The organism is Catellatospora sichuanensis (genome assembly GCF_007483665.1).
GTDB classification, from domain to species: Bacteria; Actinomycetota; Actinomycetes; order Mycobacteriales; family Micromonosporaceae; genus Catellatospora; species Catellatospora sichuanensis.
Window position 1 is genome coordinate 413,665 of sequence record NZ_VIQO01000001.1, and the last position, 19,614, is coordinate 433,278.

The 19,614-nt window shown below is 71.4% G+C and carries 13 protein-coding genes; 5 read left to right on the forward strand and 8 right to left on the reverse strand.

The window, feature by feature from the left end:
* Window positions 1-163 precede the first annotated feature (163 nt).
* The 4 genes from FLL47_RS16785 (at window position 164) to FLL47_RS16800 (ending at window position 6,032) form a co-directional block, all read left to right on the forward strand.
* On the forward strand, window positions 164-976 hold the full coding sequence (locus FLL47_RS16785) for an AfsR/SARP family transcriptional regulator (protein WP_222106095.1): 813 nt from the start codon (window positions 164-166) through the stop codon (window positions 974-976).
* 219 nt (window positions 977-1,195) lie between these two features.
* Complete coding sequence (locus tag FLL47_RS16790) at window positions 1,196-2,464, forward strand: beta-ketoacyl-[acyl-carrier-protein] synthase family protein (RefSeq protein ID WP_144121436.1); 1,269 nt, start codon at window positions 1,196-1,198, stop codon at window positions 2,462-2,464.
* Window positions 2,461-3,747, forward strand: coding sequence for a ketosynthase chain-length factor (locus FLL47_RS16795; RefSeq protein WP_144121437.1), 1,287 nt, complete (start codon window positions 2,461-2,463; stop codon window positions 3,745-3,747). The genes FLL47_RS16790 and FLL47_RS16795 overlap by 4 nt, the downstream gene beginning before the upstream one ends.
* A 341-nt stretch (window positions 3,748-4,088) precedes the next feature.
* Window positions 4,089-6,032 (forward strand): multicopper oxidase family protein, encoded by a 1,944-nt coding sequence (locus tag FLL47_RS16800; protein ID WP_222106096.1) that lies wholly within the window; start codon window positions 4,089-4,091, stop codon window positions 6,030-6,032.
* A 90-nt stretch (window positions 6,033-6,122) separates the two neighbouring features.
* On the opposite strand, the gene FLL47_RS16805 is transcribed toward FLL47_RS16800, so the two are convergent.
* The 6 genes from FLL47_RS16805 to FLL47_RS16830 form a co-directional block, all read right to left on the reverse strand.
* Window positions 6,123-7,406 (reverse strand): alpha/beta hydrolase family protein, encoded by a 1,284-nt coding sequence (locus tag FLL47_RS16805; RefSeq protein ID WP_144121438.1) that lies wholly within the window; start codon window positions 7,404-7,406, stop codon window positions 6,123-6,125.
* A gap of 182 nt (window positions 7,407-7,588) precedes the next feature.
* The gene (locus tag FLL47_RS16810) at window positions 7,589-8,263 is read right to left on the reverse strand and encodes a phosphatase PAP2 family protein (protein WP_144121439.1); all 675 of its coding nucleotides are present in this window, start codon (window positions 8,261-8,263) and stop codon (window positions 7,589-7,591) included.
* Window positions 8,264-8,349: 86 nt separating this feature from the next.
* On the reverse strand, window positions 8,350-11,502 hold the full coding sequence (locus FLL47_RS16815) for an efflux RND transporter permease subunit (RefSeq protein WP_144121440.1): 3,153 nt from the start codon (window positions 11,500-11,502) through the stop codon (window positions 8,350-8,352).
* 30 nt (window positions 11,503-11,532) lie between these two features.
* Entirely contained in the window at window positions 11,533-15,204 is a 3,672-nt protein-coding gene (locus tag FLL47_RS16820; RefSeq protein ID WP_186315769.1) for an efflux RND transporter permease subunit, read from the reverse strand.
* Between the two features lie 480 nt (window positions 15,205-15,684).
* Window positions 15,685-16,443: an imidazole glycerol phosphate synthase subunit HisF gene (gene hisF, locus FLL47_RS16825; RefSeq protein ID WP_144121441.1), complete on the reverse strand. Its 759-nt coding sequence runs from the start codon at window positions 16,441-16,443 to the stop codon at window positions 15,685-15,687.
* The gene (locus tag FLL47_RS16830) at window positions 16,440-17,396 is read right to left on the reverse strand and encodes an EamA family transporter (RefSeq protein ID WP_144121442.1); all 957 of its coding nucleotides are present in this window, start codon (window positions 17,394-17,396) and stop codon (window positions 16,440-16,442) included. Before FLL47_RS16830 ends, hisF begins: the two co-directional genes overlap by 4 nt.
* A 71-nt stretch (window positions 17,397-17,467) precedes the next feature.
* On the opposite strand from FLL47_RS16830, the gene FLL47_RS16835 reads away from it, so the two are divergent.
* Complete coding sequence (locus FLL47_RS16835; protein ID WP_144121443.1) at window positions 17,468-18,376, forward strand: LysR family transcriptional regulator; 909 nt, start codon at window positions 17,468-17,470, stop codon at window positions 18,374-18,376.
* 151 nt (window positions 18,377-18,527) lie between these two features.
* Here FLL47_RS16835 and priA read toward each other — a convergent pair whose 3' ends face one another.
* Together priA and FLL47_RS16845 are read right to left on the reverse strand one after the other, a co-directional pair.
* Window positions 18,528-19,250, reverse strand: coding sequence for a bifunctional 1-(5-phosphoribosyl)-5-((5-phosphoribosylamino)methylideneamino)imidazole-4-carboxamide isomerase/phosphoribosylanthranilate isomerase PriA (priA, locus tag FLL47_RS16840; protein WP_144121444.1), 723 nt, complete (start codon window positions 19,248-19,250; stop codon window positions 18,528-18,530).
* Window positions 19,250-19,582, reverse strand: a complete 333-nt coding sequence (locus FLL47_RS16845; protein WP_144121445.1) for a hypothetical protein — start codon at window positions 19,580-19,582, stop codon at window positions 19,250-19,252. Before FLL47_RS16845 ends, priA begins: the two co-directional genes overlap by 1 nt.
* Window positions 19,583-19,614 lie beyond the last annotated feature (32 nt).

Below are 19,614 nucleotides of genomic sequence, written 5' to 3' on the forward strand. Positions count from 1 at the left end.
AGGCCAGAAAGATCGTCACCAGTTCCGGCGAATGGGACAGATCGTCCCTCGCGAGCACTAATAGTGGTGGAGGCGGCTTTCGCACATTGCGAGCGCGACGAGCCATTCGGGGGTGGACATGCAATGTCGAGTACTCGGCCCGCTGGACCTACGCTGCGGCGGGGTGTCGGGTGACCTGACCGCACCCAAGCCGCGCAAGGTGCTGGCGCTGCTGCTGATCCACGCCGACCGGGTGGTGCCGATCGATCTGCTCACCACCGAGCTCTGGGACGACGAGCCGCCCGCGAGCGCGCTGACCACGCTGCAGACCTACATCCTGCAGATCCGGCGGATGCTGGCCCGCACCTGCGCCATGGACCCGGCCCGGGTGGCCCGCGAGCTGCTGGTCACCCACGCCGACGGCTACCAGCTGCACCTGCACGACGCGACGCTGGATCTGCACGAGTACGAGCGCCTCGCCGACCAGGGCCGGCTGGCCCAGCTCTGCGGCGACCACGCGCACGCCTCGCGCCTGCTCGGCGCGGCACTGAACGTATGGCGCGGCTCGGCGCTGGTCGACGTGCGGCTGGGCCCCGTGCTGCGGGTCGAGGCGCTGCGCCTGGAGGAGGCCCGGCTGGCCACCTGGAAACAGCGCATCGACGCCGACCTGGAGCTGGGCCGCCACCGCGAGATCCTGGGCGAGCTGGGCTGCCTGGCCGCCCGCCACCCGTTGCACGAGGACCTGCAGGCCCAGTTCATGATCGCGCTGTACCGGGCGGGCCGGCGCACCGACGCCCTGGACGCCTTCCGCCGCCTGCGCGAGGTGCTCATCGGCGAGCTGGGCCTGGAGCCCTCCCGGCGCATCCAGCGCGTGCAGCACGCCATCCTCACCGCAGACCCGGTGCTGGATACGGCATCCGCTCTGGACACCGCCTGGACCTGGGAGTCCGCCTCGGCCGGGGCCGAACTGGTCTCCGCGGGCCGCGGCCTGTCCTGACCACGGTTCACCGGCGCCTCAGCCCGCCGGCGGACATGTTCGCTCCGGTGCGTGCTCGTTTCGGGACGCGAAAGCGTCCCGAAACGAGCACGCATCAGCTGTATACCCATCTCTGCGCCGTGCCCGCGGCGAGGCGACCACCGCGAGATTTCTCAAGCGGGGCTCAAGTGGACGCGGAGCACGCTCGACGAAGGTCCACCGACCCCGCAGGAGGCGTCCATGCATCGACGTGTCGTCATTACCGGGTTGGGCGTGGTGGCGCCGGGCGGCATCGGCGCCAAGGCGTTCTGGGAGCTGTTGACCTCAGGACGCACCGCGACCCGCACCATCAGCTTCTTCGACCCCTCGCCGTTCCGGTCCCAGGTCGCCGCCGAGTGCGACTTCGACCCGGCCGCGCACGGCCTCACCCCCGCGCAGACCCTCCGGATGGACCGGGCGGCCCAGTTCGCCGTCGTGGCCGCCGCCGAGGCCGTCGAGGATGCCGGCCTGGAGCTCGCCGAGCTGGACCCGTACCGGGTCGGCACGGTGGTGGGCAGCGCGGTCGGCGCGACCATGAGCCTGGAGCGCGAGTACGTCATCGCCTCCGACCGGGGGCGGCGCTGGCTGGTCGACGACGCCCACACCTCGCCGCACCTGTACGACTACTACGTGCCCGGCTCGTTCGCGGCCGAGGTCGCCTGGTCGATCGGCGCGGAGGGCCCGGCCGCGGTGGTCTCCACCGGCTGCACGTCCGGGTTGGACGCGGTGGCGTACGCGGCCGAGCTGATCCGCGAGGGCAGCGCCGACGTGGTGGTCGGTGGGGCCAGCGACGCCCCCATCTCCCCGATCACGGTGGCCTGCTTCGACGCGATCAAGGCGACCACGCCGCGCAACGACGACCCCGCGCACGCCTCCCGGCCGTTCGACAACAGCCGCAACGGTTTCGTGCTCGGCGAGGGCTCGGCCATGTTCGTGCTGGAGGACCTGGAACGGGCCCGCCGCCGCGGCGCGCCGGTGTACGCCGAGATCGTCGGCTTCGCCTCGCGCTGCAACGCCTTCCACATGACCGGGCTGCGCCCCGACGGCCGCGAGATGGCCGAGGCGATCCGCAACGCCCTGGACACGGCCCGGATGGACCCGACCGCGATCGGCTACGTCAACGCGCACGGCTCGGGCACCAAGCAGAACGACCGCCACGAGACGGCCGCGGTGAAGCTGGCCCTGCGCGAGCACGCGTACGCCACCCCGATGAGCTCGATCAAGTCGATGGTCGGGCACTCGCTCGGCGCCATCGGTGCGATCGAGGTAGCCGCCTGCGCGCTGGCCATCACCAACGGCGTGGTGCCGCCCACGGCCAACCTGCACGAGCCCGACCCCGAGTGCGACCTGGACTACGTGCCGCTGGAAGCCCGTGACCGGCGGCTGGATGCGGTGCTGTCCGTGGGCAGCGGGTTCGGCGGTTTCCAGAGCGCGATGCTGCTGGCCCGCCCGGAAGGAGACGCCCGATGAGCGAGCGCAGCGAGCGGATCAGGCGCACCGGACATGCCGCCGACGGGCGAGGTGAGGAGAAGGCCGCCGACGCACCCGTCGTCACCGGCCTCGGCGTCGTCGCCGCGATCGGGCTGGACGCCGAGACGTACTGGAAGGCCGTCCTGGACGGGCGCGGCGGCATCGGCCGCATCGCCCGCTTCGACCCGGCGCAGTACCCGTCCCGGCTGGCCGGCGAGATCCGCGACTTCGACCCCGCCGCCCACCTGCCCGACCGGCTGCTGGCGCAGACCGACCACGTCACCCGGTTCTCGCTGACCGCCGCCGCGCAGGCCCTTGCCGACGCGGCGGTCGACCCGGCGGCGCTGGGCGACTACGACATGGGCGTGGTGACGGCGAGCTCCGCGGGGGGTTTCGAGTTCGGGCAGAAGGAGCTGGAGAAGCTGTGGTCCAAGGGCGGTGACCACGTCAGCGCGTACCAGTCGTTCGCCTGGTTCTACGCGGTCAACACGGGGCAGATCTCCATCCGGCACGGCCTGCGCGGTCCCAGCGGAGTGCTGGTCACCGACCAGGCAGGCGGACTCGACGCGATCGGGCAGGCCCGTCGCCATCTGCGCGCGGGCACCGCGCTGGCGATCACCGGCGGCGTCGACGGCTCGCTGTGCCCGTGGGGCTGGATCGGGCAGCTCGCCACCGGCCGGATCAGCGAGTCCGACGACCCGGCGCGGGCATACCTGCCGTTCGACCGGGACGCGAACGGGTTCGTGCCCGGCGAGGGCGGCGCGATCCTCGTCGTCGAGCAGCGCGAGGCCGCCCGACGCCGGGCCGCGCCGCGGGTGTACGGCGAGATCAGCGGCTACGCCGCCACCTTCGACCCGGCCCCGGACCGCAACCGCCCGCCGGGCCTGCGCCGCGCGATCGAACTGGCCCTGGCCGACGCGGGTTGCCCCGCGACGGAGATCGACGTCGTCTTCGCCGACGCGGCCGGAGTGCCCGAACTGGACCTCGCCGAGGCCAAGGCCCTGGTCGGGGTGTTCGGCGCAGGCCGGGTGCCGGTAACCGCGCCCAAGACGATGACCGGGCGGCTCGCGGCCGGAGCGGGTGGGCTCGACGTCGCCACCGCCCTGCTGTCCCTGCGTGACCAGGTCATCCCGCCGACCATCAACGTCGGCACGCTCGCCGACGGCTGCGCCGACCTCGACCTGGTGGTCGACGCCGCCCGCCCCGCACCGCTGCGCCGCGCCCTGGTGCTGGCCCGCGGCATCGGCGGCTTCAACGCCGCCGTGGTCGTGACCGCCCCGTAGCGGCCGCAGGGCCGTCCCGCGGCCTCGCCGCACCGCCACCCGCCACCGCCATAGCCATCGCCATCGCCATCGCCACCATGATCGCCGTTTCGGGTCAGAACCTTCGGTCCCACCCCAGGTTCTGACCCGAATCGGCGATCTTCGCGTGCCGGCCAGGCGCGGCGCGGAAGGCGGAGGGCGGGGCGGGCGGGATCCGGGGGGCGGGTGTGCGGTGAGCCTGTTTGGCCTGGTGGGTGTCGGTGGTTAGGGTGGCGGAGTTCCTGGCAATTCGGACAAATTGGTTTCACCAGGACCTTAAGCCGGTCGCCAGGTCTTCCGACATCGCGACCGAAGGGCGACCGATGCCTTCCCGACGACAACTTCTCACCACCGGCGTACTGTCCGGCGCGGCCATGCTGATCCCGGCTCCAGCGAGCGCAGCGCGCGCCGCGGCCGCGGCGATGGCCGCCGGCAGGCTCGACGCCTCGAAGATCCACAAGTACAAGGCGCGGCTGCCGATCCCGGCCGCCATGCCCGCGTTCTCCACCAAGGGCACCGCCGACCGGTACGCCGTGGAGGTGCGCCAGTTCCGTCAGCAGGTCCTGCCGCCCGGCATGCCGCAGACCACGGTCTGGGGGTACGGCTCCGCGGCGCACCCGAAGACGTTCGGCTACCCCGCGCGCACCATCGAGGCCACCGCCGACCGCCCGGTCGAGGTCACCTGGATCAACGGTCTGATCGACGCCAGGGGCCGGGCCCGGCCGCACCTGCTGCCGGTGGACCCGACCCTGCACTGGGCCAACCCGGCCGGCGGCGCCGGGCACCAGGACATGCCCGCCCACTTCACCGGCCCGCCGGCGCGCTACACCGGTCCGGTGCCGATCGTGACGCACGTGCACGGCGCGCACGCGGCCGAGGAAGCCGACGGTTACCCGACGGCCTGGTACCTGCCCGACGCCCCGCTGCCGCGCGGCTTCGCCGCCACCGGCTCGGACTTCGCCGCGATGCGGGAGAAGGCGGAGAGCTACGGCCCGCGCTGGAAGCCCGGCCAGGCCGTGTTCCGCTACGACAACGACCAGGCCCCGGGCACGCTGTGGTATCACGACCACGCGCTGGGCATCACCCGGCTCAACGTGTACGCCGGTCCGGTCGGCTTCTACCTGATCCGTGGCGGCGACCAGGACCTGCCCGCGGGCACGCTGCCCGGCCCGGCGCCCGGCCCCGACGACCCGGAGAACACCCGGTACTACGAGATCCCGCTGGTCATCCAGGACCGCTCGTTCCGCACCGACGGCTCGCTGTACTACCCGGACAGCCGCAGCGAGTTCCACGACGCGTTCGCCGGGCCGTACGTGCCGGCCAGCGACATCGCCCCGATCTGGAACCCGGCGTACCTCGGCGACACCATCGTGGTGAACGGCCGCACCTGGCCGCAGCTGACCGTCGAACCCCGCCGCTACCGGCTGCGGCTGCTCAACGGCAGCAACTCCCGGTCCCTGATCCTGAAGATCGCGTCCAGCGCGACCGCGCCGCGCCCGGCCGCCGCGGTGGTGCCGTTCTGGCAGATCGGCTCCGACGGCGGCTGGCTGCGCGAGCCGGTGCGGCTGGAGCAGCTGCTGATCGGACCGGGCGAGCGGGCCGACGTGATCGTCGACCTGACCGGGCTGGCCGAGGGCACCGAACTGTTCGTGATCAACGAGGCGCCGGACGTGCCGTACGCCGCGGGCGTGCTCGGCACCGACTACCAGCCGGCGAACATCGCCACCACGGGCCAGGTGATGAAGCTGCTGGTGATCCCGTTGCGGGGCACGGACACCAGCGTGCCGCCGGAGCACCTGACCCTGCCCGCCGCGCCGAAGCTGCCCGACTCGGCGGCGAGCTGGCGGGTGCTGCTCGACGACCTGCCCTCGGCGACGCTGACCGGGGTGAACCACCGCGTCGCGACGCTGGGCACGGTCGCACCGGACCGCACCCAGACCCCGCTGCGCTGGCACGACGCGCCGACCGAGAAGCCGGTGCTGGGCCGCAGCGAGACCTGGGAGATCCTCAACTTCACCGACCACTCGCACACCGTGCACCTGCACCAGGTGCAGTTCGAGGTGGTCAGCCGCCAGCCCTTCGGCATCCCGCCGAAGCCCCGCCCGGCCGAGTCGTGGGAGTCCGGCCGCAAGGACACCGTGCTCGTCCACTCCGGCGAGGTGACCCGCGTCAAGGCGGTCTTCGACCGCCCCGGCCGCTTCGTCTGGCACTGCCACATGCTGGAACACGAGGACAACGAGATGATGCGTCCCATCCTCGTCGCCTGAACCGAAAGGAAGGGCACCTTCACATCGCTCCGCGATGCAGAAGGTGCCCTTCTTGACGCGCCACACCCGCTTAGCTGCGGCGCGGCGGTGTCAGAGCGGGGTCTTCGTCACCTTGCCGCCGTGGTCGACGTACCAGCGCTCGCTGGTCAGCGGCACCCCGCGCAAGCGGTCGGCGAGCCAGTCCGCGGCCAGTGTCGGCGCGAACGGGCCCAGGTTCGCGGCGGGCACGCCGCCGATGGAGTGCCGCGAGTCCTGGTACACCACCAGCTGCTTCGGCCCGGCGACGCTGTTCAGCAACGCCTCGGTGCACTCCAGCGGGCTCAGCTCGTCGCGGTCCCCGGCCAGCACCAGGTACGGCATGGACAGCTGCTCGGCGTGGCCCTCCCAGGTCAGCGTCCGGGCGAAGTCGTCGAACGCTTCCTCGTCGGTGTGCCCCGACATGTACATGAAGCGCATCTTGTACGTCGGCCAGGCCTGCTCGAAGGCCGCCGACCAGCCCGGCTGGTGGCAGGTGTTCATCACCGCGCAGGCCTTGAGCCGTGGCTCGTGCGCGGCGGCGATGGTCCCGGCGAACGAGCCGAAGCTGATGCCGCTGAGCACGATCCGCTGCGCGTCGACCTCTTCCCGCTTGGACAGCCAGTCCACGCACGCGGTGCCGGTACGCGCCCAGGCGGGCACGGTGGTGTGGATGCCCATCATGGCCGCCTCGTACTGCCCCGGCCCTTCGATCGCGAGCACCGCGAAGCCACGTGCCAGGAAGCGGTCGCCGTGCAGCGCGACGGTGGCCTCCTTGAAGCTGTCCATGCCGGGCACCGCGATGACCGTCGGCACGCGCCCGCCGTGGTAGCCGGGCGGCAGGTGGAACCAGGCCGGCAGCGACCCGCCCGCGAACGGGATGGTGACCGCCTCGATGCGGTGGTCGGCCAGGTCGGCGTAGTGCGCGAAGCAGGCCCGCTTGCGACGGTGGTAGAAGCGGTTGACCTCGTCGTCGCTGTGGATGGGCCACTGCGCCGCGCCCCAGTGCACGGCCGCCATGTAGTAGTTGTCCCGCGCGGTGATCTGGTGACCGTCCGCGGCGGCCGCCTCGGCGCGTGCCTCGCGGCGGCGGGCGACCGCTTCGAAGGTGGGCGCGAAGTCGGCGTACCGGCGCACCCGGGCACGCACCGTGGCGAAGTCGGCACCCGCCTCCACGCCGCAGGCGGCGTTCCAGTAGATGGAGCGGGGCTGGTCGAAGTCGACGCCCGTCTCGGCGATCGCCGCCTCCAGCCGGTCGCGCTCGGCGACCCAGCGCCGGGTGCTCCGGACGGGGCGATCGACGTCCGGCGGCGCGGCGGCGGTCGGCCGGGTGTCCGCATGAGACTTGAGCTGGTCCATGTCGATCTCCTTTGTCGCGCGACACCGTCGCCGGCCGGCGCCCACCGCGCCGGCACACCGTCCCGATGGCGCGCAGCGGCGCCGTAGGGCTGCTGAACGGTCTCCGCCGTGAGCCCAGGCGGCACCGTCCCCGTAAGCACCCTGGCACACCGCGGAGCTCCGTGAGACCGAATCAGTCCAGGTCAGACGTTCACCCGAGGGCGTGAGGCGGCACGCCGACGGTCGTGCACCACCGCGGTGGCCACGACGACGGCCAGCCAGCACGCGCCAAGGGCGTACCCGGCGAGCACGTCGGTGAGCCAGTGCACGCCGAGGTACAGGCGGGAGAAGCCGACCAGCAGCGCCATCGCGGTGGCCGCCAGCCAGACCAGCGGCTTGACCCCGCGCCCGACCCGCAGGCTGATCAGCAGCGCGAGCACCCCGTACGCGGCGGCGGCCTGCGCGCTGTGGCCGGACGGGAACGCATAACCGGTGGCCGTGGTCAGCACCTCGCCGACGACGGGCCGGGGCCGCACCGTGAGCAGCTTGCCGACGGTGACCAGCAGCGCGCTGCCCATCGATACGACCAGCACCAGGGCCAGGGTGCGCCTGCGGTCGCGCCACAGCGGCAGCCACAGGGCCGCGGACACCAGCAGGGGCACGGTGACCCAGCCGCTGCCCAGCCAGGTGACCGCCTGCATAAACCGGGTCAGCCAGGGCGTGCGGTGCTCCGCCAACCAGCTCGCGACCGGCGGATCACCACTGGTCAGCTCCTCGTGCGCGACCACGTCGTCGGTGATGCCGGCGAACACCCACACCGCGACGATCGTGACCACCGCACCGAAGGCCAGCCAGCCTCTCACCACCCGGTCCGGCACTACCCGATCCCCCTTGCCCTGTCACCACGGCAGCTGTATCCCCGACGCCCGCCCTGCGTCCCGTGGCCGCCCTGCGGCACCCCGCGTCATCCGCCGGGTGCCGGCTCCGGCGTGGCGGGCATGGCGTGGCGCGCCCGCCTGCTCTTGGCGAAACGCAGGTACAGCGAGGGCACCACGAACAGATTGAGCAGGGTGGCGGTGATCAGACCACCGATGATCACCACAGCCATCGGGTGCTCGATCTCCTGACCGGGGATCGATCCTGTGACCAGCAGCGGGATGAGCGCCAGTCCGGTGGTCAGCACCGTCATGAGGATCGGCACCAGCCGCTCCTTCGCGGCGCGCATCACCAGCTGCGGCCCGAACGGCTCGCCCTCCTCCTGTTCGAGGTACTGGCAGTGGCTGATCAGCATGATGCCGTTGCGGGCCACGATGCCCAGCACGGTGAGGAAGCCGACCAGCGAGCCCAGCGAGACGATCCCTCCGCCGAGGAAGGCGGCGATGACCCCGCCGACCAGCGCGATCGGCAGGGCGAGGAAGGACAGCACGGCCAGCCGCCAGCTGCGGAACGCGAGCTGCAGCAGCAGCAGGATGCCGATGCCCGCGAGGATCGCGGCCAGCAGCAGCCGCTGCTGGGCGGCCTGGCGTTCGGTGTACTCGCCGAGCATCTCGGCCCGGAACTCCAGCGGCCACTCCACCTTGTCGAGGCGGGACTCGATGTCACGCGCCACCGCCCCGAGGTCCCGGGTGCCGTCGAGGCTCGCCCCGACGTCGATGTTGCGCAGCAGGTCCTCGTGGTGCACGACGTTCGGCACCGCGACGATGCTCACGTCGGCCACCTCGTCGAGCCGCACCGTGCCGCCGCCGGGCTTGTCGATGGGCAGATTGCGCAGGTCGCTCACGGTCTGCCGGCTCGCCGCCGGGCTCCACAGGCGTACGTCCTGGACCCGGCCGTTGAAGTAAACGTCGCCGGCCTCCTCGCTGCCCATCAGCCAGGCCGCCGCGCGGCGCACGTCGCCCGGCTTGACCCCGTGCTGCTTGGCCCTGGCCAGGTCGACCTCGACCTTGAGCTGGGGGATGTTGTCCTGGAAGTCCACATAGTGCTCGCCGACGCCGGGCGTCTCGTCGAGGATCTTGTTGACCTCCTCGGCCTTGGCGCGCAACTGGTTCAGGTCCTGCCCGTAGATACGGATCGTGATCGGCTCGCTGGTGCCGGTGAGCACCTCCCTGATCCGTTCCCGCAGGTAGGTCAGCACGTCGCGGTAGATGCCGGGATAGCCGTCGACCACGTCCTTGACGCTGTCCAGGGTCTTGTCGTAGTCGGCCTCGCGGTCGATGCTGATCCAGTTCTCCCCGAAGTAGACGCCGTAGGGCTCGTCGCCCTGCAGCGCGTTGCCGATGTGCGAGCCCGCGTTGCGTACGCCCGGGATCGTCAGCAGCTCGCCGTTGACCAGCCTGGTGGTGCGCACCTCCTCCTGCAGCGACGTGTCGGGCTTGGTCAGCCAGTGCATCAGGAAGTCGCGCTCCTTGAAGTTGGGCAGCAGCGACTGGCCGAGCAGGGGCAGCAGCGCCACGCCGATGACCGTGGCCAGCGCGACCGTGGCGTAGACCGGCTTCGGCCGGCGGAGGATCCGGCTGAGCAGCCACTCGTAGCCCCGCTTGAGCGGCGGGACCAGCGGCGACTCGCGCTGTTCCAGCGACTTCGGGCCGCGGAACATGATCAGACTCAGCGCCGGGGTGACGGTGAGCGCGACGACCATGGACGCGAGCAGCGCCAGCGCGTACGACAAAGCCAGCGGCCGGAAGAACGAGCCGGACAGGCCGGCCAGCATGAAGATCGGCAGGATGGCGACCACCTCGATGATCGTCGCGTAGACGATCGCGCCGCGGACCTCCATCGAGGCGTCCAGGATGACGCGCGCCGTCGATTTCGTGCTGCCTTCCGCGCGGGCCTGGCGCAGCCGTCTGACGACGTTCTCGATGTCCACGATCGCATCATCGACAATGTCGCCCAAGGCGATGACGAACCCCGCCAGCACCATCGTATTGATGGTCGTCCCGCGCCAGTGCAGGATCAAAATTGCGGTCAGCAGCGACAGCGGAATCGCCACCACGCTGATCACCGCGGTCCGCCACGAGTACAGGAACAGGCACAGCATGACGACCATGAGGATGGCGCCGAGGACCAGCGCCTTGGTCAGGTTGCTGATCGCGTCCTCGATGAACGTGGCCGGGCGGAAGATCTGCGGGTCGACGGCGATGCCGGTGAGGCCCGGCCCCAGCTCCTTGAGCGCCTCCTCGACGCCCTGGGTGACGTCGAGGGTGTTCGCCCAGGGCAGCTTCTCGACGATGAGCATGACGCCTTCGCCCTCGTTGACGACCGCATCGCCGATCAGCGGCTGGTGGTCGCGTACCAGGTCCGCCACGTCGCCGAGCTTGACGGTGCGCCCGTCCTGGGTCTTGATCGGCAGGTTCGCCAGGTCCTCGGCCGAGACGATCGGCGGCACGTACTGGACGGCGACGCGCTGCCCGTCGCTCTCCACCCAGCCGCCCCGCCCGATGTAGTGGCCGGGGGTGTACTGCTGCAGGCCCGCGTCGACCGCGTCGGCGGTCGCCGTCATGACCTCCTCCAAGGTCACCTTCTGTGCGACCAGCCGCGCGGGGTCGGCCCGCACCTGCAGCATCTCCTTGCGCTCGCCCCAGATCGGCACGTTGGCCACACCCGGCACCCGCAGCAACCGCGTCCGGATCTTCCAGTACGCGGTCATCGACAGGTCGATCATGTCGATTTTCGGATCCGTGCTGGTCAGGCCGATCTTGAGGACGCGGCTGGTCGCCGAGAGGGGTTGCAGCATGACCGGCGGCGCCGCCCAGCTCGGCAGCGTCGGGGTGACCAGGGCGATGCGTTCGCCCACCAACTGCCTGGCCTCGAGCAGATCGGTGCCCGGCTCGAACAGCAGCACGATCTGCGACAGCTGCTCGACCGAGCGCGACCGGATCGTCTTCACCCCCGGGATGCCGTTGAACGACTGCTCCAGCGGCACGGTGATCAGCTGTTCCACCTCGGTCGGCGCGAGGCCGATCGCGACCGTGTGGATCTCCACCTTGGGCGGCGCGAACTCGGGGAAGACGTCCACCTTCATGCCGCCCAGCTGCTGCGCGCCGAAGAACATCAGGAACGCCATGAGGGCCACGACGAGGTAGCGGAACTTCAGGCTCCATCCGACGATCCAGCGCATGAGCGGCAGCCTCTCTCCCGTGCCCGGCCGTCAATGGCCGATCTCGTCCTCGATGCCGGCCAGCACCTGCACACCGACGGTCACCACCCTGGTGCCGGGCGCAGGGCCGAGCGACAGGTGCGTGACCGTGCCGGACTCCTGCTTGACGACGACCCGGTGGCGCTCGAACACGAGCGGCGCCGGGTTGGTGTAGACCGACCATTCGCCCTCGTCGACGTCGTCCTTGTCCTCCTCTTCGTCGTCGTCCGCGTCGACGAACACGGCGGCGGACGGCACGGTGAGGCCCTGCGCGGTGGCGACGACCGGTGTGGTCTGAATCGCCAGCCGTTGCGCGGCCTGCTCGGTCAGGGTGATCCGGACGTGGTCGCTGCCCTCGATCTCCTCCACCGTCGCCGGCTCGCCTTCGATCTTGTACTTGTCCTCGATCACGCCACCGCACGAGGCCAGCGCCAATGCGCACACGACCGGGACGGTGACGAGTGCCGACCGGATGCGGCGCGCCAGCCCGGCCTGCTCCTCGGGGTGCGCCGGACCGGCCGCCGGAGCCTCGTCGAACAGGTGGTCGGCCGCGGTGTCGCGATCGCCGGCCCGCCCGAGACGCAGGTAGAGCACCGGCACCAGGAGCAGCACGACCAGCAGCAGGGTGACCAGGCCGCCCAGCACCACGACGGACATCGGTTGCAGGATCTCCACGCCGGAGAGTGCGCCGAACAGGGCCAACGGCAGCAGCATGGCCGCGATCGCCAACGTGGACACCACCGTGCCTGCGGCATTCTCCCTGGTGCCGCGTACCACCAGGTCGTGCCCGAACGCCAGCCCTTCGTCGAGTTCGAGCTGCTGGAAGCGCCGGATGAGCAGCACGACGGCGCGGGCCGCGAGCCCGAGCACGCCGATGAGCCCGGCGACCGCGCCCAGGGTCAGCCCGCCGGTCGCCAGCGCCGCCAGCACGCCGCCGACCATGGACAGCGCCAGCGCCACCAGCGACAGCAGCGCCAGCCGCCAGCTGCGGAACGCGGCCTGCAGCAGCAGGAAGATCGTGATCACGGCGGCGGCGCCGACCCAGAGCACCCGGACGTCCGCGGCCTGGCGCTCGTCGTACGCGCCGAGCACCTCGGCATGGTGCTCCAGCGGGAACTGCACCTGCTTGATCCGCTCGCTGACGTCATCGGCCACCGCACCGACGTCGCGGTCGGACACGTTCGCGGTGACGTCCAGGTAGGGGGAGACCGACTCGTGCGAAATCACCACCGGGTGGGGCGCCACCCGCACGTCGGCGACGTCGCCGATGCGGACCTGCTTCCCATTCGGGGCGTCCACCAGCAGGTTCTCGACGTCCGCCGCGTTCTGCCGGATCTTCGGGTCGCCCCAGACGACGACGTCGAACACCTTCTGCTGCTCGAACAGGTTTCCCACGGTGAGGCCGCCGACGAGCGTGGCCGCGGCGCGCCGGACGTCGCCCGGCTTGACCCCGGCCGCCTGTGCCTTGGCGAGGTCGATACTCACCTCGACGGTGGGCTCGTCCAGTGGACGTACGACGTTGACGCTGGTCACGCCCTCGACGCCGGAGATCATCGCCTTGATCTCGTCGGCTTTGGCATTGCGCACGTCCCGGTTCTCGCCGTAGATGCGCACCTCGACGTCCTCACGGTCTCCGCCGAGGATGTCGGCGACCCGCTCCTGCGAATACGTGGACACGTCGGCTGAGACGCCCGGGTAGTCCTGCACGGTCCGGCGTACGGCGGCGACGGTGTCGCCATAGTCGGCGCCCGGCGCGACCTTGACCCAGACCTTGCCGTCGTTGACGTTGACGATCTGGTCGGACATCACCGCCCGTCCGACGTGCCCACCGGCTCCGGCCACCCCGGGCAGGGCGCTGACATCGGCGACCGCCTTCTGCGTGATCTCCGCCATCCGTGGCAGCGAGGTGCCCGGCGCCGCCGCCAGGTGGACGAGAACGTCGCGTTCCAGGAACGACGGCCGCAGCGCCGTGTGCAGGAACGGCAGCGCCAGGAGGCCGGCCAGCGCCAGCACGGCGGCCACCGCGATCGCGGGAGCGGCGCGGCCGACCAGCCGCGGCGCGACCCGGTCGTAGCCGCCGCGCAGACGGCGGGCCGCCGGCGAGGCCAGTTGCGGCAGCGGGGCCTTGCCCAGCAGCAGCAGGCTCAGCGCCGGCGTGACCGTCAGCGCGACCGCCATCGACGCGACGACGGCGAGCAGGTACGACAGCACGATGGGGGCCAGGAACGCCTTGCCCGCACCGGTGAGGAAGAAGATCGGAAGGGTGCCCACGGCCACGATGAGGATCGCGTAGACGATCGAGGCACGCGCCTCGGCCGCGGCTTGCACGATCACCGGCCAGGCGGAGTCCGCGGAGCCGCCCCTCAGCCGGTACTCCCGGACGCGGCGGGCGGTCTGCTGGGTGTCGGTGACGACGTCGTGGATGACCGCGGTGAGCCCGAGGACCAGCCCGGCCACGATCATCGGATTGACCGTCGTGTGCCGCAGGTAGAGCACCACCATCGCCACCGACGCCGCGAGCGGGACCGCCACCGCGATGATCACGAGTTTGCGCCAGCTCCACAGCAGCAGCCCGGCCACCAGCAGCATCAGCGCCAGGCCGGCGAGCAGCAGCCAGGACACGTGCCGGACCGACGACTCGATGAACGACGCCGGCCGGTACAGCGAGGTGTCGACGTCGACGCCGGTCAGTCCGGGCCGCATCGTGTTCATCGCGGCCTCGACGCCACGGGTCACCTCTACCGCGTTGGCCTCGGGGAACTTCTCCACGACCAGGTAGAGGCACTGCTCGCCGCCGGCGCAGACCGCGTCGCCGATCAGCGGCTGGTGGTCCTCCACCACCGTGGCGACATCGCCGAGAGTCTTCGGCGTTCCCGTGGCCGGCGGCGCCCCCGGGACAGCCTCCAGCGGCACCTGCGCGAGGTCCTGGGGTGTCTTGATGGCCTGCTCGTGGAAGATGTTCAGCCGCTGGTTGACGGTGTCGATGAAGCCGCCCGTGCCCGGACTCGACGCCTCCAGGAAGGTCAGCGGCGACACCTCCAGCGCGTTGCCGGCCGTCGCGATCACCTGGTCCAGCGTCGTGCCGTTGGCCCGCAGCCGCGCCGGGTCCACCAGCACCTGCAACTGCTTGTCCCGGAAGCCCCACACGGTCACATTGGCCACGCCGGGCACGCCCATCAGACGCGGGCTGATCACCCAGCGGGCGAGCACCGACACGTCGATCGGGGTGAGCGTGTCCGAACTGAGCTTGATCATCGCGGCCCGCCGGTAGGACGAGACCGGCTGGATCATCTGCGGCAGCTTCGCCACCTGCGGCAGGCCGGCCACCCCCAGCGCCTGCGTCAGCCGCTCCTGCACCACCTGCCGGGCATCGAGCATGTCCGTACCCGGCTCGAACGTCATCACCACCGACGACAGGCCCGGCAGCGATGCGGATTCGATCTCGTCCAGGAAGGGCACGCCGACCAGCAGGTTCTGCTCCAGCGGGACGGTGATGAGCTGCTCGACCTCCTCAGCGGACAGGCCGAGCGCCTCGGTCTGCACCTCCACCGTCGTCGGCGTGAACTCCGGCAGCACGTCGACCGGCATCTTGTGCAGCTGCATCGCACCGAACACCAGCAGTGCCGCGGCCAGCGGAAGAATGACGAGCCGGAACCGCAGGCTCGATTCGATGATCCAGCGCATCACGACCCCCTGAAGGCCTTGACCCGGGTATCCGCCTGAAGGCGGTTCCGCTGAGGGCTCGCTATGGCGTCTTCGCCCTTGGCATCTTGTCCCATTTAGTAGGACTTCCTCAGGCTATTACGGTCCGAAGTAGGAAGGATCCAAAAAGCGCAAAGAAGGGCAACTCAGCGAATACCCAGGCCGTTCACAGCCGCTCGGCACCTTGGGCACCCGCATGCGCGCCATCCCACCGGACTCCGGCTTTCCCACCGTCCGGCCCGCGCGTCCGGTTGAGAATGAAACCGCAGGCACCCGCAGCGGAAGAGGACAATCTGATCTTCCTCTACCGGCATATCCTCCGCGGCCACAGAAAGGAAGGGCACCTTCTTAACGGTTTTCGTAGTAGAAGGTGCCCTTGTTAACGCTCCACCGGGCTGACCTGAGGCGGTGTGGCGGAATGGGACGACCGGCATGAGGCCGCCGGCCGACGAAAAGCCGGCGTCAGCGGACGGGGTGGCCGGCGACGCGCAGGGCGGTCTTGACCTCGCTGATGGCGACCTCGCCGAAGTGGAAGACGCTCGCCGCCAGCACGGCGTCGGCCCCGGCGTCGACGGCCGGCGGGAAGTCCGCGGCCTTGCCCGCGCCGCCGGAGGCGATCACCGGGATGTCGACCACGGCCCGGACCTCCTTGATCAGTTCGAGGTCGAAGCCCTCCTTGGTGCCGTCGGCGTCCATGGAGTTCAGCAGGATCTCCCCCGCGCCCAGGTCGGCGACGCGGCGGGCCCACTCGATCGCATCCAGCCCGGCCGACTTGCGGCCGCCGTGCGTGGTCACCTCGAACCCGCTGCCGTCCTTGAGCCGCCGCACGTCGAGCGACAGCACCAGCACCTGGTTGCCGAAGCGGCGGGCGATCTCGGTGATCAGTTCGGGGCGGTGGATCGCCGCGGTGTTGACGCCGACCTTGTCCGCCCCCGCGCGCAGCAGCACGTCCACGTCCTCGACCGAACGCACCCCACCGCCCACGGTCAGCGGGATGAAGACCGTCTCGGCGGTGCGCCGCACCACCTCGAGCATCGTGCCGCGCCCCTCGACGGAGGCGGACACGTCGAGGAAGGTGATCTCGTCGGCCCCGGCCGCGTCGTACGCCGCCGCCAGCTCCACCGGGTCCCCGGCGTCGCGCAGGTCGACGAAGTTGACCCCCTTCACCACCCGTCCGGCGTCCACGTCCAGACAGGGGATGACCCGCACCGCGACACTCATGCGCCCGACGCTACCCGGCAGCCCGCCACGACGAGGCGCTGGTCCGGCTCGTGGGACGCGGCGTGGCGCGCCGGTTCGCCGACCGCCGGGGCCGCGGCCCGGCCGCCGCCGCTCGCCCCGAGCAGCACTCCCCCGATCACCAGGGCCCCGGCGATCACGTCCCCCGCCTGCAACGGCTCGCCCAGGAACAGGGCTGCCGAACTCATCCCGAAGAACGGGACGAGCATCGAGAACGGGGCCACCGTCGCCGCGCCGTACCGCTTGATCAGCACGCCCCATCCGGCAAACCCGGCCAGCGTCGAGATGCCCGCGATGTAGGCCAGTGCGCCCAGCCCCGACAGGTCCAGTCCGGACAGTGCCGCACCGACCCGGGTCGGCCCCTCGACCAGCAGTGACAGCGCGAACAGCGGCAGCGTGGCCACGGCCGACACCCAGACCATGAAGCGCAGCATGTCGGGCGGGGCGGCCCGGCGCATCATGATGTTCGAGACGCTCCATGCCACCGCCGCGGCCAGCACCAGCACGAAGCCCTCGACCGGGCGGTCCGCGCCGAGCCGGGAGGCGACCAGCCCGACGCCCAGCACGGCGACCGCGAGCCCGGCCCACTGGCGCAGCCCCGGCCGCTCGCGCAGCAGCGCGACCGCGAAAACCGTCGTGAATATCGCCTGACTCTGCAACAGCAGCGACGACAGCCCGGCCGGCAGTCCGGCGGCCATGCCCGCGAACAGCAGCGAGAACTTGACCACGCCCAGCACCAGTCCGATCCCGAGGACCCACCGCCAGGGCGTACGCGGACCGCCGATCAGCAGCACCGCCGGGAACGCGGCCAGCGCGAAGCGCGACGCGCCGAACAGCAGCGGCGGCATCCGGTCGAGGCCGACCTCGATCGCCACGAAGTTGCAGCCCCACGCGGCGGCGACGGCCACGGCCAGCATGATGTCCCTGGGTTTCATGCTCCGAGCATCGACCGGACAACCGTGCAGCACCAGCGAATAGTTCTTCAGCATTCGTTTAGAATCGCTACATGCTCGACATGGGGCGCCTGCGCGCCATCGACGCCCTCTCCCGCCACGGCACCGTGCACGCCGCCGCGGCCGCCCTGCACTGCACCCCGTCCGCGGTGTCACAGCAGCTGGCGAAGCTGGAACGGGAGACCGGCACCGTGCTGTGCCACAAGGACGGCCGCGGGCTGCGGCTGTCCGACGCCGGACGCCTGCTGGCCGAACACGCCGCGCTGGTGCTCGCCGCCGCCGACACCGCCTCGGCCGCGCTGGACGCCTACCGCGGCGAAGTCGCCGGTGAGGTCACCGTTGCCTGCTTCGCCACCGCCTGCCGCGGCCTGCTGCCACCCGCCCTGTCCGCACTGACCGCGTCATATCCGCGGCTGCGGCCCCGGCTCGTCGAGACCAACCCGTACGAGGCACTGCACGAACTCGACCGCGGCCGCGTCGACGTCGCCGTGATCGACGACTGGCGCGAGGTGCGCCTGCACCTGCCCGCGGGCGTCTCGTCGACCGTGCTCGGCGAGGACACCGCCGACCTGGTCGTGCCCGCCGACCACCCGCTCGCGACGGCCGGTCCCGGGCCGCTCGACCGGGCCGCGAACGAGCGCTGGATCGCCTCGCCCGAGGGCACCATCTGCCACGACTGGCTGATCCGCGCACTGCCCGGGCTGCGCCCGGCATACCTGGTGGGCGAGTTCGAAACCCAGCAGGCGCTGGTCGCCGCAGGTCTGGGCGTCGCCCTGCTCCCCCGCCTGGCCCGCCTGTCCACCGCCCCCGGCACCGTGGTGGTCCCCGTCGACCCGGTCCCCACCCGCCGCGTCAGCGTCACCTGGCGTACCCCGCACTACCAGCGCCCCGCCGTCAAAGCCGTCATCGACGCCATCACCAACGCCTGGTCCACCCGCACCACCGCCCGCGCCGGCTCCTGACGCCCGACATTCTCACCCGAGCAGGACCATTCACCCCGGTGCGCGCCGGTTCCCGCCCCGATTTTCATAGACGCCGGCCCATTACATCGACGATTTGGCGATCAAACTCGATGTAATAGGCCAACGTCGATGGAAAGCCGGGCGAGGTCGGTCAGGCGGCGAGGGCGGCGAGGGCTTCGGGGATGGTGAAGGCGCCGGAGTAGACCGCTTTGCCGGTGATGACGCCTTCGACGCCGATCGGCTCGAGAGTGGCCAGGGCGCGGAGGTCGTCGAGGGTGGACACGCCCCCGGACGCGATGACAGGGGCGGACGTGGCGGCGCAGACGTCGCGCAGCAGCTGCAGGTTCGGGCCCTGGAGCATGCCGTCCTTGAGGATGTCGGTGACCACGTACCGGGAGCAGCCGGCCTTGTCGAGGCGCTCCAGCACCTCGAACAGGTCACCGCCGTCCCGGGTCCAGCCGCGCGCGGACAGCACCCGCCCGCGCACGTCGAGGCCGACCGCGACCCGGTCGCCGTACTCGCCGACGACCCGGTCGCACCACTCCGGGTCCTCCAGCGCCGCGGTGCCGATGTTGACCCGGGCCGCGCCGGTGGCCAGCGCCGCGGCCAGTGAGGCGTCGTCCCGGATGCCGCCGGACAGCTCCACGTTCACGTCCACCCGGGCGACCAGCTCGGCCAGCAGCGCCGCGTTGGAGCCCCGGCCGAAGGCGGCGTCGAGGTCGACGACGTGGATCCACTGCGCCCCCGCCGACTGGAAGTCCAGCGCCGCGGCCAGCGGGTCGCCGTACGACGTCTCGCTGCCGGCGGCGCCCTGCACCAGGCGCACCGCCTGGCCTCCGACGACGTCCACGGCGGGCAGCAGATCCAGGGCCATCAGGAACTCCTTCGATCGAATGCGACGATCACGAACACGGGCAGGGTCAGCGCCAGCAGCAGTGACAGCGCCAGGGCCAGCGCCGTCGACGGCACCAGCGTCCAGATCACGAACAGCGCCAGCGCCGCCACGATGGCGACCCCGGCCCGCTCGGCCGCGCTGCGCCGCGCCGACAACCGTCCGGTACGACGTATGCGCAGTTCATACAGGCTGATTCGGCGCCACCAGGCGCGACGCGCCAGGCGGCGGGCAGCGCGGCGCTCCTCGACCGCCACGGCCTTGCGCGCCGCCGCCTCCCGCGCCTCCCGGCGCAGCTTGCGTTCCTTGCTCATGTGACCACTCCATCGCCCTCGACGTCGGGGGC

What these genes read in the sequence shown, in the direction of transcription:
- FLL47_RS16795 (WP_144121437.1), top strand. Translation starts at nt 2,461, where the DNA reads ATGAGCGAGCGCAGCGAGCGGATCAGGCGCACCGGACATGCCGCCGAC.
- FLL47_RS16815 (WP_144121440.1), bottom strand. Translation starts at nt 11,502, where the DNA reads ATGCGCTGGATCGTCGGATGGAGCCTGAAGTTCCGCTACCTCGTCGTG.
- FLL47_RS16800 (WP_222106096.1), top strand. Translation starts at nt 4,089, where the DNA reads ATGCCTTCCCGACGACAACTTCTCACCACCGGCGTACTGTCCGGCGCG.
- FLL47_RS16790 (WP_144121436.1), top strand. Translation starts at nt 1,196, where the DNA reads ATGCATCGACGTGTCGTCATTACCGGGTTGGGCGTGGTGGCGCCGGGC.
- FLL47_RS16845 (WP_144121445.1), bottom strand. Translation starts at nt 19,582, where the DNA reads ATGAGCAAGGAACGCAAGCTGCGCCGGGAGGCGCGGGAGGCGGCGGCG.
- FLL47_RS16835 (WP_144121443.1), top strand. Translation starts at nt 17,468, where the DNA reads ATGCTCGACATGGGGCGCCTGCGCGCCATCGACGCCCTCTCCCGCCAC.
- FLL47_RS16830 (WP_144121442.1), bottom strand. Translation starts at nt 17,396, where the DNA reads ATGAAACCCAGGGACATCATGCTGGCCGTGGCCGTCGCCGCCGCGTGG.
- hisF (WP_144121441.1), bottom strand. Translation starts at nt 16,443, where the DNA reads ATGAGTGTCGCGGTGCGGGTCATCCCCTGTCTGGACGTGGACGCCGGA.
- FLL47_RS16805 (WP_144121438.1), bottom strand. Translation starts at nt 7,406, where the DNA reads ATGGACCAGCTCAAGTCTCATGCGGACACCCGGCCGACCGCCGCCGCG.
- priA (WP_144121444.1), bottom strand. Translation starts at nt 19,250, where the DNA reads ATGGCCCTGGATCTGCTGCCCGCCGTGGACGTCGTCGGAGGCCAGGCG.
- FLL47_RS16820 (WP_186315769.1), bottom strand. Translation starts at nt 15,204, where the DNA reads ATGCGCTGGATCATCGAATCGAGCCTGCGGTTCCGGCTCGTCATTCTT.